Source organism: Stenotrophomonas sp. SMYL89, from assembly GCF_036319985.1.
GTDB lineage: Bacteria > Pseudomonadota > Gammaproteobacteria > Xanthomonadales > Xanthomonadaceae > Stenotrophomonas > Stenotrophomonas maltophilia_Q.
In genome coordinates this window covers 118169-134703 of sequence record NZ_JAWIRW010000009.1, presented here as the reverse complement: position 1 = coordinate 134703, position 16535 = coordinate 118169, and the positions used below count along the sequence as shown (strand labels likewise).

The window sequence follows — 16535 nt, the reverse complement described above, 5'->3', positions numbered from 1 at the left end:
ACAGGCCACGCCTGCGGGTCGCCAACAAGACACGGTGCTGCGGCTATGATGGAGGCCGTTCCATGCCGGTGCTCCCATGTTCCCGCGACTGCCTACCGTCACCAAGGCCCTGCTGATCGCCAACGCGATCCTGTTCCTGCTGCAGCAGCCGTTCCTGCTCGGCATGCAGACCTTCGAGCCGTTCATGCTGCAACCGCTGCAGCAGGGCTTCGATGCGTTCTCGCCGGGCGGCAACTTCCAGCCGTGGCAGCTGCTGACCTATGGCTTCCTGCATGGCAGCTTCGGCCACCTGTTCTTCAACATGCTGGCAGTCTTCATGTTCGGCGCGCCGCTGGAGCAGACCTGGGGCGAGAAACGCTTCCTGCTGTACTACCTGGTCTGCGTGGCCGGTGCCGGTGTCTGCCAGTTGCTGGTGGGTACGTTGCTGGAGAATCCGGCCACGGTGCTGGGCGCTTCCGGCGGAGTGTTCGGCCTGTTGCTGGCCTACGGCATGCTGTTCCCGAACCAGCGGGTGATGCTGCTGTTCCCACCGATCCCGATGAAGGCGCGAACCTTCGTGATCCTGTTCGGCGTGGGTGAGCTGGTGCTGGGCATGACCGGCTGGCAGCCGGGCGTGGCCCACTTCGCGCATCTGGGCGGCATGCTGTTCGGCTGGCTGCTGATCCGCTACTGGCGAGGGCAATCGCCGTTCAACAAGCGCCGACCGCCCGGCCCGCCGAAGCGCCCGAACCATCTGCGCAGCGTCAAATGATCCGAAGGATCATTTGACGCGGTAGGTGCCAACCTTGGTTGGCACGCCTTGTCCCACGCGGGTAGGTGCCAACCTTGGTTGGCAATCATCCCTGTTGTTTCGTACCAACCAAGGTTGGTACCCACCAACGGCAGGTCATGCATGCGGCGGGTACGCGCGCATCCACGCACGGCGTGGATCTACAGATCCTGTAACACCACCTGCGCGGCATTGTGCCCGGGCGCACCCGTGACGCCACCACCGGGGTGGGTACCCGAACCACACAGGTACAACCCGGGCAGGGCACCGCGATAGCCGGCCTGGCCAACCATCGGCCGTGCCGAGAACAACTGGTTGGCACTCAGTGCGCCGTGGAAGATGTCGCCACCGACCAGGCCGAAGGTGCGCTCCAGATCAAGCGGCGACAACGCCTGCCGACCGAGGATGCTGACAGCGAAACCCGGCGCATACCGTTCAACGGTAGCGATCATCAGATCGGCGACTGCTTCACGATGATCATCCCAGTGACGCCCGTCGGGCAGCACCGGCGCCACGTGCTGGCAGAACAGGCTGGCCACATGCTGTCCGGGCGGCGCCAGCGAATCGTCCAGCGTGCTGGGAATCAGCATTTCCACGATCGGCTCGCGTGACCAGCCATCGCGGCGCGCATCCAGCCAGGCGCGGTCCATGTAGTCCAGGCTGGGCGCCATGATGATGCCGGCGCTGAGGTGATCGCCGGGGCCGGGCAGGGCGCGGAAGTCCGGCAGCCGCGACAGCGCGAGGCTCATCCGGAACGTCCCGGAGCCGCAGCGCCAGTGTGCCATCCGCTCGCGCGTCGCCGCCGGTACCTGCGCCGGTTCCAGCAACTGCTCGTACAGCAGCTTGGGGTTGACGTTGGCGACTACGGCGCGTGCGCGCAGGATTTCGCCGTTGGCCAGTTCCACTCCCACGACGCGGCCCTGTTCGGTCAGTACCCGTTGCACGCCGGCATCCACGCGCAGTTCGGCTCCGGCCTCGCGCGCCGCGCTGGCAATCGCCTGGCTGATCGCGCCCATGCCGCCGATTGCATGGCCCCAGGCACCCTTCACGCCATTGCACTGGCCGAACACGTGGTGCAGCAGCACGTAGGCGCTTCCGGGCGTGTAGGGGCTGGCATAGTTGCCGACGATGCCATCGAAGCCGAACAGCGCCTTGATCGGCGCGCTCTCGAACCAGCGGTCCAGGTACTCAGCCGCTGAAAGCGTGAACAGGTCCAGCAGTTCCTGGCGCAGCGAAGCATCCAGCGTTGCCAGTTCGCGGCCGAGACGGCCCATCTGCCACAGCGCGGGCAGGGCACGCCAGCCGCCGGCCACGCCGACGTCCGGGGGGGCGCGCAGGGCCCACGCACGCAGCACGTCGGCGAAGATCTCCAGGCGTGCTTCATACGCTGGCAGCGCCTGCGCATCGCGTTCGGAGAATTTCGCGACCTCGGCCTGGGTGCGGCCGGGCGCCGACAACAGGTAGCGGCCGTCCGGCAATGGCAGGAAGTTGTTGACCGGGCGCGCGACAATGCGCAGCCCATGCGCCTGCAACTGCAGGTCGTCGATCACCTTCGGCTGCAGCAACGACACCGTGTACGACGCCACCGAGTTGCGGAAGCCGGGATGGAATTCCTCGGTGACCGCGGCGCCGCCGAGCACGCCACGCCGTTCGAGCACCAGCACCTGTTTGCCGGCGCGTGCCAGATAGGCTGCACAGACCAACCCGTTGTGGCCGCCGCCGACGATGAGTGCATCCCAGGTCATCAGCACCTCTGAAGAAAGCGGGCGGAGGGGATTGCGTTGCAATCAGCATCTGATCACAGACCCGTGCGGGAAGCGATTTAATTCCCTCCGCCCCCTTTTTGGATCGCGGCTTCGATGGTGGCGATGTCGATCTTCTTCATCGGCATCATCGCGTTGAAGGCGCGCTTGGCCAGTGCCTTGTCCTTGCTGGTCACTGCTTCGATCAGCATGCGCGGGCTGATCTGCCAGGAGATGCCCCAACGGTCCTTGCACCAGCCGCATTGGCTCTCCTGGCCCCCGTTGCCGACGATCGCGTTCCACAGGCGGTCGGTCTCGGCCTGATCCTCGGTCTGGATCTGGAAGGAGAACGCTTCGCTGTGCTTGAACGCGCTGCCGCCGTTGAGGCCGACGCAGGGAACGCCGCAGACAGTGAATTCGACGGTCAGAACGTTGCCTTCCTTGCCGTCGGGGTAGTCGCCCGGCGCGTGATGCACGGCGGTGACCGCGCTGTCGGGCAGGAGGCTGGCATAGAAGGTGGCGGCCTCGAGCGCGCCATTGTCGTACCAGACACAGATCGTGTTCTTGTGTGCCATGTCGGGGCTCTACGTTGGACGAAGCCACAGCGATAGCACGGCCGCTGTTAACCCGGGATCTGTATCACGGCCAACGGAGACAGGGTGGGGGAGCCGGCCGAAAGCGGCTGCAAGCCTCTGATTGTTAAATAAAACATGAATGAGCTTCATGTTTGTGTCGAAATTTTTCCTTTAATTTCAATTGGTTGTTTTTGTTCAGCTGCCATTGCAAATTAAGAATTGATGAAATTAATATTTGGTTCAGCTGCAAGGAACTGTCGCTTCCATGCAGCAATTCTGCAATCGCAGCCTGATCTTCATCGAATCAAGGAAACTCCATGACCAGCAGCAAGCACGTCGCAAGGCTGAAGCGCACCGCCTTGGCGGTCGTCCTGACTTCTTTCATTGGCGCCGCCGCCGCTCAGAGCACGACCGGTTCGTTGTACGGCAGCGCGCCCGCCGGTACGACCATCGTGGTTCAGAGCGACACGGGCCTGAAGCGCTCGGCGACCGTCGACAGCAATGGCCGCTACAACCTCGGCTCGCTGCCGGTGGGCAAGTACACCATCATCCAGCAGCGTGACGGCCAGACTGTCGAGCAGCGCGAGAATGTGCTGTTGAAGGTTGGCGTTGGCACCGAGGTGTCGTTTGCCGGTGGCGCCAGCGCCGCCACCACACTGGAGGCAGTGAACGTCGTTGCAGCGAATGTGCCGAAGATCGATGTCACCAACACAGTATCCAAGTCGGTCATCACATCCGAGCAGCTGGACGTGTTGCCTTTGGGGCGCAGTGCCGAAGCCATCGCACTGCTGGCGCCAGGTGTTGTCTCGGGCAGTGGCGCGTTCAGCAATGGCTCGCGTTCGGTGCTGTCCTTCGGCGGCTCCAGTGTCACTGAGAATGCCTACTATCTGAACGGCTTTCTGGCCAACAATCCGCTCAGCAATCTGGGTGGTATCAGCCTGCCATACGGGTCGATCGACCAGCAGGAAACGTTCATGGGCGGTTACGGAGCGGGATACGGGCGCTCCACCGGCGGCGTGATCAACCAGCTCGGCAAGCGCGGCACCAATGAATGGCATTTCGGCGTGCAGGCTACCTGGGCGCCGGATTCGCTGTCGGCTTCTGCGGCCACTGTCATCTATCCCAATCGCCAGCTGCCCAATGGATACAGCTACACCGATGACTCGTTGCCTGGCTCGCTCTATCGCTACCGCAAGGATGATGTCGCCACGCGTACCACCTACAGTGGCTACGCCAGTGGCCCGCTGATCGAGGATCGCCTGTTCATCCACCTGGCTGCGGAAAAGGACCGCACCGAAGGTGTGTCCACGAACAGCTCTGCAGCAACGCAGCAGGTGCGCAACCACTACACCATCGATGCGCCGAAGTTCTATGGAAAGATCGACTGGAACATCAACGATAGCAACACGCTGGAATACACCCGTGTGCAGAACACCGATCGCAACGGTGGCTACTACCGATCGTTCGATTACGAGGACCTGGCCGAAGGTGATCGCACCGGCACGTTCCCGAACACCACGAAGCTCAAGGACGACTTTGACATCTTCAAGTACACCGGCTACCTGAACGATGACCTGACCCTGAGTGCGGTATGGGGTCGTAGCAAGGAGAGCAATCTGGAGTCGAATCCGCTGGATACGGCCAACCCCTATCTCAGCAGCCCGGGCAATCAGGATCCGTCCATTACCGGTGGCCGCCCCATCCGCAATGACCAGTCGGCGCTCTATACCAAGTCGTCCGATGCGGGCAGCAAGACCCGAGGTCTGCGTGTAGACCTGCAGTACCGTATCGGCAACCACGAGCTGACTGGTGGCATCGACAACATGTACTTCCAGGGGCATAACGAAGGCCAGGCGATGACCGGGCCGGGGTACGCCTGGATCTATGGCCGTGTCGATCCGGCCTCGTCGCCGAATCCGGGCTTTGACATCACCCCGCCGGGCGGCAATGGCTACTTCGTGCAGAAGTACATCTTCTCCACGACCACCAGCATGTCGGTCAAGCAGAAGGCCTACTATCTGGAGGACCGTTGGCAGGTCACGCCGAACTGGTTGGTGACCCTCGGCATCCGCAATGACAAGTTCACCAACTACAACAGCGCGGCCAAGCCTTACGTCGACAGCGGTGACCAGTGGGCGCCGCGTCTGGGCGCGAGCTGGGACGTGTTTGGCGATTCGTCGCTGAAGGTGTTCGCCAACCTGGGCCGTTACTACCTGGCGTTGCCCAACAGCGTTGCCATTCGTGGTGCGTCCGCCTCGACGTTCACCCGCGAGTACTTCACCTATAGCGGAATTGATGCCAACGGCAACCCGACCGGGTTGACCGCTCTGGGCCCGGGCCCGGTGTCAGCCAACAATGAATATGGCCAGACCCCTGATCCGTTGTCGATTGCGCCGACCGACCTGAAGTCGCAGTACCAGGACGAGCTGATCCTTGGCTTCGAGAAGACGCTGGGCGAGCGCTGGAGCTCCGGTGCCAAGTTCACCTATCGTCGCCTGCAGACGGCCATCGACGATACCTGTGACTCCGATCGCATCCATGACAAGCTTGCCGCGATGGGCGTCGACGACAGCAATCTCGATGTCCCGGGCTGTGTGATCTTCAATCCGGGCAAGACCAATACCTTCATGATCCGGCACGCGGATGGTTCGGGTTACACGCCGGTGCAGATGAGCTCCGCCGACTGGGGTTACGGCAACAAGAAGGCCAAGCGTGACTACATCGCCGTCGATCTGTTCATCGAGCACCCGCTGAGCGACAAGTGGTACGGACGTCTGGATTACACCTGGTCGCGCAGCTTCGGCAATACCGAAGGCCAGGTGAAGTCGGATATCGGCCAGGATGACGTCTCCAAGACCCAGGACTGGGATGCCGCGGCACTGATGGAATACGCGGGCGGCTATCTGGCGAACGACCGTCGTCACCAGCTGAAGGGCTATGGCGCCTATATGTTCAACGACGAGTGGTCGGCGTCGGCCACCCTGCGGATCATGTCGGGAGCGCCGAAGAGCTGCCTGGGCTACTACGGCACCGATGAGAGTGATCCGCTGGGCTACGACGCTGCCTATCACTATTGCGGTGGCAAGCCGTCGCGCCCGGGTGACGCAGGCCGGCAGCCCTGGACGACCCGCCTGGATCTGGGCGTGATGTATCGCCCTTCGTTTGCCGATCACAAGCTGGCTTTCAGCCTGGATGTTTTCAATGTGCTGAACCAGCGTCGTGCCGTGCAGTCTGACGCGGTCTATGAAGATGGCCCCTATACGGTGTCCAACACCTACGGCATGGGTACCTACTTCAGCGCACCTCGTTCGGTTCGTGTCAGTGCGTCCTACGACTTCTGATCGCAGCACCTGATCGATCTCTCCAGAAAACGACCTGGACCCCGGCCATGCCGGGGTTCCTTTTTTGGGTCGCCAGGCGAAAAAAAGGGCGCCCGAAGGCGCCCTCTGCATTACCCGTTGCAGCAGCTAGCTCAGCGCCAGACCTTGATCTGCTCGGCTTCGCTGCGCTGCATCGGCTGGCCGGCCTTGCAGCTGAAGGTGGCACCGAATGCCGGCAGGTTGGCCAGCGTGCCGTTGCTGCGCCACAGGCCCGGCGCACGGATGTCGGCGGTCAGGCGACGCACGGCCTCGTTCGGCGACAGCTGCTGCGCCCACAACGCCGACCACGCGCGGAAGAAGCCCTGCTGCTGTGCCTGCTTGGCTTTCGGCTCCTGCGCGGTGTACGCGGCCCAGGCCAGTTCCAGGCCGGCGATGTCGGCCAGGTTCTCTTCCTGGGTGAGCGTGCCGTTGACCTTGGCACCCTTCACGCCCGGGAAGTCGTAGGCGCTGTACTGCGCGGCCACGCGATTGCCGAGCAGGGTCCAAGCGGTCTTGTCTGCCGGAGTCCACCAGCTGCGCAGTTCGCCCTTGGCGTCGACCAGCGCGCCCTTGGCATCGATCGCGCGGGTCAGCTCATGGCCGACCAGGCCACCGAAGCTGCCGAACTTGTCGGCGGCGTCGGCCTTGGCGTTGAACACCGGGCCCTGCAGGATCGCAGCGGTGACGATCAGGCGGTTCTGCGCCAGATCATAGGCCAGCGACGGCTGCTGCGGCAGCACGTCCCAGCGACGGTCAGCGTTGCCCTTGCCGATGCGCTTCATTTCCTCGCGATGGCGCCAGGTCGAAGCAATCAGCATGTTGCCGCCGAAGGAACCACGGCCCATCGGCTGCACGCTGTAGTCCAGGTCGCGCAGCGGGGTGCCGATCTCGATCTTCAGCGCGGCCAGCTTGGCCTGCGCTTCGGTCTTGGCTTCGGCACTCATCCAGCTGCTGTTCTTGACCGCCTCGATCTGCACTTCGCGCACCTTGTCGACGATCCATGCGGCCTGGCGACGATCTTCTGCCGACAGGTAACGGGCGGCGTATTCGCGGCCGAGCATCGGGCCGGCGGCCACGTTGATCGCCTCCAGCACATCTTCCCAACGCTGCGGCGGCAGCGTTTCGCCACGCAGCACGCGGCCACGGAATTCAAACTCGGCGTCGCGGTAGGCCTTGGATAGATACGGCGCCATCGAGTCGCCCACGCGCCAGCGCAGGTAGGCCTTCCACTGGTCCGGCTTGAGCTTGGTGACCATGCCGTCGAGCTGCTTGAACAGGCCCGGGTCGGCCAGCGAGACCAGGTCGTCGTCCACGCCCTGGGCCTTCAGGAAGGCATCCAGCTGCAGGTTGCGGTAGCGGCTGTTGAGCTCCTTGGTGGAGATCGGTGCGTAGTTGTTGAACGGGTTGTTGATGCCGGCCAGCGACTGCGCGTTGCGCGCCAGTTCGGTTTCCAGCGCGATCACCGATTGCGACTCGGCATCCAGCTTGGCGGCCGGAGTGCCGGTCAGTGCCAGGATCTGCTTGACGTAATTGCGGTAGCGGCCCATCAGCGCGACGGTGTCGGCGTCGGTGCGGGTATAGAACGCCGGGTCCGGCAGGCCCATGCCACCCTGCATGAAGTAGCCGATGTGGCGGTCCAGCGCCTTCAGGTCCACGTCCGGGCCGAAGTTGAAGGCCACCGGGATGCCGACCTGATGCAGCGCGGCGATCGAGGCCGGCACGTCCTTGGCTTTCTTGATGGCGTTGATGCGGGTCAGCAGCGGGGCGATCGGATTGGAACCGTCGGCTTCCACGGCGGCTTCGTCCAGGCCGCTGGCCCAGAAGTCGCCCAGTAGTTTCTGCACGTTGCCCTGCGGCGCCTTCATCGCTGCGTCGAGCAGTTCACGCTGCTGCTGACGGCTGCGGTCGACCAGCTGGCCGAGCGCGGTGGTGGCACCGGTCTGTGGCACCGGATTGGCCTTCAGCCAGCCTGCGTTGGTGGCGTCATAGAAGTCGCTGCACTGGGCACTGACAGCCGGGGCGCGGGCGGCCTTCTTCTTGGCGGCGGCGAACGCATCGTGGGTCGGGACCAGGGTCGCCAGGCTGATGCCCAGGGCGATGGCAAGCGGACGGAAATTGGGCATGTGGAACGAATCCGTGATGGATTGAGGGCGCGCGCACTATAGCAAGCCGGGCATGGACGCGGCATGCACGCATCACGCTGCTTTCGCCGGCCAGGGTCGGCCGCTACCGGGGAGCGCCGAGATCAGTGGATCCACGCCATGCGTGGATGAAAAGCACCCCGGAAAAACAAAGGCCCGGGAATTCCCGGGCCTCTGCAGGTCTGCAACAGCGTCAGCCGTGGCTTACCAGATCACCACCTGCTGGTCGCCGCTGCGGGCCATCGGCGAACCGGCCTTGCACTGGAAGGCGGCCGCGAAGGTCGGCAGGTTCGACGGCGCACCCATGGCGCGGAACTGCGCCGGGGCGTGCGGGTCGGTCGCCAGGCGGACCTTGGCGTTTTCCGGGGTGTACTTGGTGCGCCACACGGTGGCCCAGTTGAAGAAGAAGCGCTGGTCGCGGGTGAAGCCGTCCACCTTCGCGTCTTCCTTGCCTGCGCTGGCCTTCTGCAGTGCGTCGTAAGCGGTGGCCAGGCCGCCCAGGTCGGCGATGTTCTCGCCCAGGGTCAGGTGGCCGTTCACCGCCTGGCCGTCGACCTTGTACTGGTCGAACTGCTTGACCAGCTTGCCGGTCAGGCCTTCGAAGTTCTTCTTGTCAGCGGCGGTCCACCAGTCTTCCATGTTGCCGGTCGGCCCGAATCGTGCACCCTGGTCGTCGTAACCGTGGGTCATTTCGTGGCCGATCACCGCGCCGATGCCGCCGTAGTTCAGCGCGTCGTCGGCCTTCGGATCGAAGAACGGCGGCTGCAGGATGGCGGCCGGGAACACGATCTCGTTCTGCAGCGGGTTGTAGTAGGCGTTGACCGTCTGCGGGGTCATGCCCCACTCGGTCTTGTCCACCGGCTTGCCGATCTTGGACAGGTTGAACTTGTAGTTGAACTCGTTGGCCGCGCGCACGTTGCCCAGGAAGCTGTCGCGCTGGGTCTGCAGGCCCGACCAGTCACGCCACTTGTCCGGATAGCCGATCTTCGGGGTGAAGGTTTCCCACTTGGCGATGGCCTTGGCCTTGGTTTCATCGCTCATCCAGCTCAGGCCCTGGATGCGTTCCTTCAGCGAGGCGGCCAGGTTCTTCACCAGTTCTTCCATCTTCGCCTTGGCTTCCGGCGAGAAGGCCACCTTCACGTACAGCTGGCCGAAGGCTTCACCTGCGTCGTTCTCGATGGTGCCCAGCACGCGCTTCCAGCGCGGCTTCTGTTCCTTCTGGCCGTTGAGGGTCTTGCCGTAGAACTCGTAGTTCTCCTGCACGAAGGCGTCGGCCAGGTACGGCGAGGCGCTGTCCACGGTGTGGAAGCGCAGGTAGGCACGCCACACAGACGGATCGGTGTCGCCCAGCGCCTTGCTCACTTCCTCATGGAAGGCCGGCATGGCCAGCGAGAACTTCTCCGGTGCGGCCACGCCCTGCGACTTGAAGAACTCGGTCCAGCTGAAGTTCGGGGTCAGCTTGTCGGCGTCGGCCAGGGTGACCGGGTTGTAGTACAGCTCGACGTTGCGCGACAGTTCGACGCGCGACTTGGAGGCCTTGGCCAGGCGGGTCTCGAACCTGACCACTTCCTCGGCCTGCTTGGCAGCGTCGGCAGCGGCAACACCAGACAGCTCCAGCACCTTGGCGACGTGTGCCTGGTAGGCCTTCAGCTTGTCGGCGTTCTTGGCGTCGGTGTAGTAGGTGCTGTCCGGCAGGCCCAGGCCGCCCTGGCTGGCGTAGGCCATGTTGACGGCCGAGTTCTTGAAGTCGGCTTCAGCGCCGAAGCCGAACAGGACGTTGTCACCCTTGGCGGCGCTGGTGCGCAGGTAGTTGGCAATGGCCGCCTTGTCCTGCAGCCCATCGATCGCGGTCAGGTCGGCCTTCAGCGGCTCGATGCCCTGGGCGTTGATCTTGGCCTCGTCCATGCCGGTGGCCCACAGGTCGCCGACGATCTTCTCGATGTGGTTCGGGGTCTTCACCTGTGCCACCTGCTCGGCCAGCTGGTGCTGCACGGCCACCGAGCGCTCGTCGAGGATGGTGAAGGCGCCCCAGCTGGTGCGGTCGCCCGGGATTTCATTGGCGGCCAGCCACTTGCTGTTGACGTAGTCGCCGAAGGCGCCGCAGGCGTCCTTGCTGGTATCGAGGTCGCTGGGCTGGAAGGCGTTGTAGGCCGGCAGCTTGCTCTCGTCCAGGGTGTAATTGGTGGCTTCGGCGGCAGCCGGCGTGGAGGCGGTGGCGTCCTTGGCCGGGGTTTCGTTCTTGCCGCAGCCAACCAGCGCGGCCGAAACGGCCAGGGTCAGCAGCACGATCTTGGGAGTACGGGTCACTTTGATGGCCTCCAGGCCGAGTGAGTCAGGGAAGGGCCGCAGGGACGGCCGTGGGCCGAACGATACGCCGCCGGCCTGCCCTGCAAGGGTGTCGAAGGTCATGGCCGGGCGCAAGGGCCAGAACGAGCAAGGGCGCCCGGTGGGGCGCCCTTGCCTGGGTAACGCATCGATTACAGGCCGCCGCCGCCGCAGCCCTTGCCCAGGTAGTCGTCGATCAACCTGAGCTGGTCGCCCATGATCGCGCGGGTCCAGGCCGGCCCATGCGCATAGTCGGCGATGGCGTGGAACTCGACCGGCTGCCCCGAGCCCTTGGCCTTGTTCACGAACCACTCCGACTGCTCGATGGGAACCGTACGATCGCGGTCACCGTGGTAGACCATCAGCGGAATCTTCATCTCTCTCGCCTTGTCCAGCGGGTTCAGGCCCGCCACGGTCGGTGCCTGTGCCTGGCGGAAGAACGGATTGGTATAGAAGCGCGACCAGATCTTCTTGATGTCCGAGACGCCGGCACCGGCAATGGCGCATTTGTACAGGCCGTTCGGGCGCACCGAGGCCGCAAACGCCGAGTAGCCGCCATAGGAGAAGCCGAACATGGCGATGTGGCCGGGGCGGGCGATCTTCTGGTCGATCATCCACTGCGCGCCGTCGTCCTTGTCATCCTGCATCTTCTGGCCCCACTCGGCGTCACCGGCCATCCACAGCTTGCGGCCCCAGTCGGCCGAGCCGCGGAACTGCGGGCGCAGTACGGCCATGCAGCGCGATGCCATCAGCGGCACCCACATCGAGCCGTCGAAGTCCATGCCATCGCGGGCCCACGGACCGCCATGCGGGTGCACGACCGCCTTCCAGGGACCGGCACCACACAGTTCGGTGTTGGGCGTGGTCAGGAATGCCGGAATGTCCAGCCCGTCGCGGGCCTTGTAATAGACCAGTTTGGTGTCGCCCAGGGCTGCAGGCTGGATGTCCGGATAGGCCTTGGCCAGCAGGGTCAGCTTGCCGTTGCGCAGCAGGTGGTACTCGGGCGGGTTGGACGGGCCCGACGTGGCCACCAGCACGGTGGACAGGTCGGGGGTGTAGTCCACCACCTGGTAGCTGCGGCCAGTGTCGTAATTGGTGGTGAAGCGCTGGCCATTGGCGGTGTCGACCATTTCCAGCGGTTGCTGCTGGATGCCCAGGGCCTGGCGAAGGCCCTGGTCCAGCGCCTTCATCCGCGGCGACGTCCACTGCAGGTCGTCACCGCGCGGGCCCGCATAGCGGATGCCGAGGATCTCGCCGAACGGAATCGCGCCGTTGCGATAGCGGTTGATCGACATCGAGCTGGCGTTGAACAGCTTGTGTTCGTACAGCACTTCCTTCTGCTTGCGTGCGGCGATGTCGTACTCGTACACGATCGCCTTGTCACGGCCGACGTTGCTCAGCACGAAGGCGATGTTCGGGTCATCGGCAAAGCCGATCACCTGGTTGACGTCGCGGTTCTTCACATAGGAGCGGAAGTGCTCTTCCCACGCACCGCTGCCGGTGTTGCGGAACTCGGTAGCGACGTAGGCGCCGGTTCCGTCCACGTCCTGGCGCAGGCGTGCACGCAGTTCGCTGTCCAGGTCGGTGACATAGCCGGCCACACGCTCTTCGGTCTTCTGCACGCGCTGTGAGGTGAAGCTGCGCAGGTCGACCTTGTAGACATCGCCGGAGCTGCCGCCGCTGCCGTTGATCACCAGGATGTGGTCCGGATCATTGGGGAGCGTGTCCAGCACCGTCGGGTTGGACAGCGCCTGCTCGAGTTCCTCGCTGCGGCTGCTGGCACGCGGCGGCGTAATGGGCTCCTTCCACTGCTTGCCCTCGATGTCGGTGATGAAGAACTTGCTGACGAAGGTCTTGGTGACACGGTCGGCGCGCAGGTCGAAAGGCTGCCATAGCACCACGGCGAGCTGCCCATTCTTGATGAACGATACGCTCTGGAACTTCATCCGGTTGGCACCGATCACCGTGGGCGCCTTGTCCAGCGCATCGGTGCGCCAGACCACGATCACGCGTTCTTCGCCGTTGGCGCGCAGGCCGGCGATGTGCTGCCCATCCGGAGACAGTGACAGGCTGGAGATGGCAGGGAAGGCCGCCAGCTGTTCAATGGTGGGGGCGACAGGCTTGGCATGCAGCCAGGGGGAAATGCTGGCCAGGGCTGCCAGCAACAGGGTTCGCTTCATTGCTTGCCTCGATCTCAGGGCGATCCCGGCGCAAGGCCGGGGCCGGAAACGAAACCGCCGCCCCGAAGGGCGGCGGTGGGTAACGACTGGATCAGAATGACCGTGTGATGTTCACGAAGTACGTACGGCCGAAGTAATCGAAGCCGCTGTACAGGGGCGCGTTGCCAACCGTGCTCAGCACGCCCTGCGAAATGGTAGGCGGCTTCTTGTTGGCGAGGTTGCGCACGCCACCGGTGACCGACCACTTGTCCGCTTCATACTGCAGCGAGGCTGCCTGGATGAAGTAGTTCGGGGTGTACATTTTGTACTGGCTGGTGGCCGGATCGAACAGGCCCGGGTTGCGCTCCTCGTAGTAGGCGTAACTGTCCATCTTGTCGATCCAGTCCAGACCGTAACGGACTCGCCAGTTCTTCCACTTGTAGTTCAGGTCCAGGGTGGCGGTATTTTCCGGCGAGCCGATCATGCCGGCCGAGTCGACCTTCGGATCGTCCGAGAACAGCTGGCTGGTCTGCTCGAAGTAGTGCGTGCCCTGCAGGGTGGCACGGAACTCGCCCGGGCCGATGTCACGCACATAGCGCAGGGTGAAGTCCAGGCCGCGGACCTTGTTGGTGGAGACGTTGATGAAGCCGTTGGTGACCGTCAGCTGGTTGGTCTGCGGGTTGCGCTGGATCAGGCGGCACAGGCCGTTGCCCGCAGTGAAGTCCGCGGTGGAGCTGCCGTAGCAGTTGCGCAGGATGGCGGCGCCGCCTGCGTCCTGCACACCGTTCTCGACCTTGATGTCGAAGTAGTCCAGGGCCAGCGACAGATCGCCGAAGGCCGGGCCAAATTCCGGCTGCAGGACCACGCCGAAGGTTTTGGCGGTGGAGGTTTCAGCCTTCAGGTTGTTTTCCGCGCCGCCCTGGGTGTAGACGGTGATGCCCTGCAGCTGGGTGAACTCCGGATCCAGGCCCAGCGACGCGCAGTTCTGGTAGCGCATCGATTCCGGGCGGGCCTCAATGTAGTTGTCGCAGGGGTCGGACGACTGCGGCAGGAAGCCGGTGGTGGCGCCCAGGAACTGTTCGAACAGGGCGGGTGCGCGGTACGAGGTGCCGTAGGATGCGCGGAACGACAGCCACTTCACCGGGGTCCACAGGGTGCCGATCTTGTAGGTCTCGTCGGAACCATAGGACTTGTAGTCGGTATAGCGGCCGGACAGGTTGACCGACAGCTCCTCAGCGCCGGTGACGCCGGACAGCAGCGGCAGTTCCAATTCGCCGTAGGCTTCGAACACCGAGTCGCTGCCGCGGGTCGGCGAGGAAGCGGTCAGGTTGTACAGGTCCTGGTCAATGGAGTACTGCGACGGGCTGTCGTCGATGCGGGCCTTGCGGTACTCCACACCGAACGCGCCACCGGCCGAACCATAAGGCATGTCGAACAGCGGGCCGTTGACGTTGAAGTTGACCGTGGTTTCCTTGTACAGCGTGTTGCCGGTGACCGGGACGAACACCCAGTCCTTCCAGTCCTGCGGCAGACGGCCGCCGATCGTGTTGTTGTTCACCGGGGGGGCGGCGACGCAGCCGTTGGAGGCATCACGGCAGACGAAGCCACCGGCGCCGTTGGAGACCACATCCAGGCTCTGCGCCAGGCGGCTGGTCAGGAAGCTCTGGAAGGTGTAGTCCGCATCGCTGCGCGAATGCATGATGTTGAAGTCGTAATTCCATTCCGAGCTCAGGTGGCCGCGAAGGCCAGCGTTGAAGCGCAGGAAGTCGACCTTCTGCTTACTCTGGTCGTTGCCGAAACCAATGAAGGCACGTACGCCCATCGGCACGCCATTGGTCTGGTCGGTGGCCGGGCCCGCAACGCTGTCGCGGAGGTTGGCCGGGATAAGCGGATTGCCCACTGCATAGTCCAGGGTCAGCTGGCGATAGCCGGTCTGGGTCGACTTGCGGTGGTTGCCGAGGAACTCGTAGTACAGCTCAGCGTCGCCCAGCGCGTTCAGGTCGAAGCCGCCCTGGAAGTAGGCGGTGTGGGTCTTGACCGGGGAGATCAGCGACTGATTGAGCATCTGCGGGTCGAAGGTGTCGCGGTTCAGCGCACCCACGCCTTCGTAGCCGACCAGGCCGGTGGTGACCGACGAATTCGGGCGCCAGCGGTTGAAGCGGGTGCCGCTGCCTCCCGGCGCGGCGACGCCGGTACGGGTGTTGGTGCCAAGCGTGTTGATGGTCACGCCGCCGCCGTCGAGGGTGTAGCACTTGGACTTGCCGGTCAGCGGATCGATGAAGTCGCCGCTGCCCCAGTAGTCGCCGGCCTCGATGTCGCGATACTTGTCGGTGGCGCAGCGGGTCCAGTCGCGGTCGCCGAGGTTAAGTGCGTTGCGCACCGTGTACTCGTACGAACCGGAGAAGTGCGAGCGCTCGCCGGTGCTGCCGAAGGTCAGCGCATAGCGACGCTCATCGCCGCCGCCGCCGTCGGTCGCGTTGTGCTGACCTTCGAAGGTGACACCGTCGACCTTCTTCTTGGTGATGATGTTGATCACGCCCGCGACCGCGTCGGAGCCGTAGATCGAGGACGCGCCGTCCTTCAGGATTTCGACGCGGTCGACGATCGAGTTCGGCAGCACGTTCAGGTCGGTCGAGCCGACCGAGCCGCGCGAGCCGGCCGGCGAAACGCGGCGGCCGTTGAGCAGGATCAGGGTACGGGTCGGGCCGAGGCCACGCAGGCCCAGGGTGTTGGCGCCGGGGCCGCCGTCGGTGACGTAGCCACCGTAGGCGTTGTTGATCTGCGATGCACCTGCGGTCACCGCGGTGCTCTGCAGTGCGGCGGTGGTCGAGTTGAAGCCGGCCAGCGTGGTTTCCTCACGGGTCACGACCTGGACCGGGGACACCGAGTTGAACACGTCGCGGCTGATGCGCGAGCCGGTGACGGTCACCGTGTCCAGATTGGTTGCCTTCGACTTGGCCGCTTCCTCGGCCGTCTGCGTCGAACCCGCGTCCTGGGCGAATGCCGGAGCGGCTGCGATGAGCAGCACGGCAGAAGCGAGGGCAAAGCTCAGCGGATGCCTGCCGAGCGACTTGCGATTGATCATCTGAAATCCCCTTGAATCCAATGATTGCGTCGTACACCGGGGACATTGCCTCGCGGGCGTCTCCGTGTGCCCCTTGCCCGGTGTTGGCAGTGGTTATGCCCCCGGTTGCACCGGCTTCACGGGCCGGTAACTCGAGATTAACACGGCATTAACTGATGCTGTCAAACGTTCATAAGGGAGTCATCAAGCTGTGGTCTGGAGCCTCCTCGCTCTCCGTGTAGTTCGATCCAAATTCATGCAACTTATTGATTTTATTTATTTTACTCGAGAGGCGCGTAACATGTCTGGATGCTGAATGATTCCTGCAGGCCCGACGCGGCCGCAAAAAAAGGCCCCGCCGAAGCGGGGCCTGGTCCAGATACAACGTCCGGAAAACGACG

General features: G+C 63.9%; 8 protein-coding genes. 2 read left to right on the top strand and 6 right to left on the bottom strand.

All coding sequences use genetic code 11. The features are described from left to right. The first annotated feature begins 76 nt into the window (after positions 1-76). Entirely contained in the window at positions 77-751 is a 675-nt protein-coding gene (locus tag V3B41_RS13285; RefSeq protein ID WP_032128229.1) for a rhomboid family intramembrane serine protease, read from the top strand. A gap of 179 nt (positions 752-930) precedes the next feature. Here the strand turns inward: V3B41_RS13285 and V3B41_RS13280 are convergent, their stop codons facing one another. Together V3B41_RS13280 and V3B41_RS13275 are read right to left on the bottom strand one after the other, a co-directional pair. Next, on the bottom strand, positions 931-2514 hold the full coding sequence (locus V3B41_RS13280) for an NAD(P)/FAD-dependent oxidoreductase (RefSeq protein WP_329861357.1): 1584 nt from the start codon (positions 2512-2514) through the stop codon (positions 931-933). Between the two features lie 77 nt (positions 2515-2591). Further along, positions 2592-3086, bottom strand: coding sequence for a VOC family protein (locus V3B41_RS13275; RefSeq protein WP_049430120.1), 495 nt, complete (start codon positions 3084-3086; stop codon positions 2592-2594). A 317-nt stretch (positions 3087-3403) separates the two neighbouring features. Between V3B41_RS13275 and V3B41_RS13270 the strand changes: the two genes are divergently transcribed. Further along, entirely contained in the window at positions 3404-6427 is a 3024-nt protein-coding gene (locus V3B41_RS13270) for a TonB-dependent receptor (RefSeq protein ID WP_049430121.1), read from the top strand. Positions 6428-6558: 131 nt separating this feature from the next. Here the strand turns inward: V3B41_RS13270 and V3B41_RS13265 are convergent, their stop codons facing one another. The 4 genes from V3B41_RS13265 to V3B41_RS13250 form a co-directional block, all read right to left on the bottom strand. Next, positions 6559-8568: a M13 family metallopeptidase gene (locus V3B41_RS13265; RefSeq protein ID WP_049430122.1), complete on the bottom strand. Its 2010-nt coding sequence runs from the start codon at positions 8566-8568 to the stop codon at positions 6559-6561. A 222-nt stretch (positions 8569-8790) separates the two neighbouring features. Further along, positions 8791-10893, bottom strand: coding sequence for a M13-type metalloendopeptidase (locus V3B41_RS13260; RefSeq protein WP_100443862.1), 2103 nt, complete (start codon positions 10891-10893; stop codon positions 8791-8793). A gap of 170 nt (positions 10894-11063) precedes the next feature. Then, entirely contained in the window at positions 11064-13091 is a 2028-nt protein-coding gene (locus V3B41_RS13255; RefSeq protein ID WP_049427108.1) for a prolyl oligopeptidase family serine peptidase, read from the bottom strand. Positions 13092-13182: 91 nt separating this feature from the next. After that, positions 13183-16155: a TonB-dependent receptor gene (locus tag V3B41_RS13250; RefSeq protein ID WP_049427105.1), complete on the bottom strand. Its 2973-nt coding sequence runs from the start codon at positions 16153-16155 to the stop codon at positions 13183-13185. Positions 16156-16535 lie beyond the last annotated feature (380 nt).

Bases quoted from the DNA above. Each gene is read 5' to 3' on its own strand.
- V3B41_RS13255 (WP_049427108.1), bottom strand. From the start codon at position 13,091: ATGAAGCGAACCCTGTTGCTGGCAGCCCTGGCCAGCATTTCCCCCTGG.
- V3B41_RS13285 (WP_032128229.1), top strand. From the start codon at position 77: ATGTTCCCGCGACTGCCTACCGTCACCAAGGCCCTGCTGATCGCCAAC.
- V3B41_RS13250 (WP_049427105.1), bottom strand. From the start codon at position 16,155: ATGATCAATCGCAAGTCGCTCGGCAGGCATCCGCTGAGCTTTGCCCTC.
- V3B41_RS13280 (WP_329861357.1), bottom strand. From the start codon at position 2,514: ATGACCTGGGATGCACTCATCGTCGGCGGCGGCCACAACGGGTTGGTC.
- V3B41_RS13275 (WP_049430120.1), bottom strand. From the start codon at position 3,086: ATGGCACACAAGAACACGATCTGTGTCTGGTACGACAATGGCGCGCTC.
- V3B41_RS13265 (WP_049430122.1), bottom strand. From the start codon at position 8,568: ATGCCCAATTTCCGTCCGCTTGCCATCGCCCTGGGCATCAGCCTGGCG.
- V3B41_RS13270 (WP_049430121.1), top strand. From the start codon at position 3,404: ATGACCAGCAGCAAGCACGTCGCAAGGCTGAAGCGCACCGCCTTGGCG.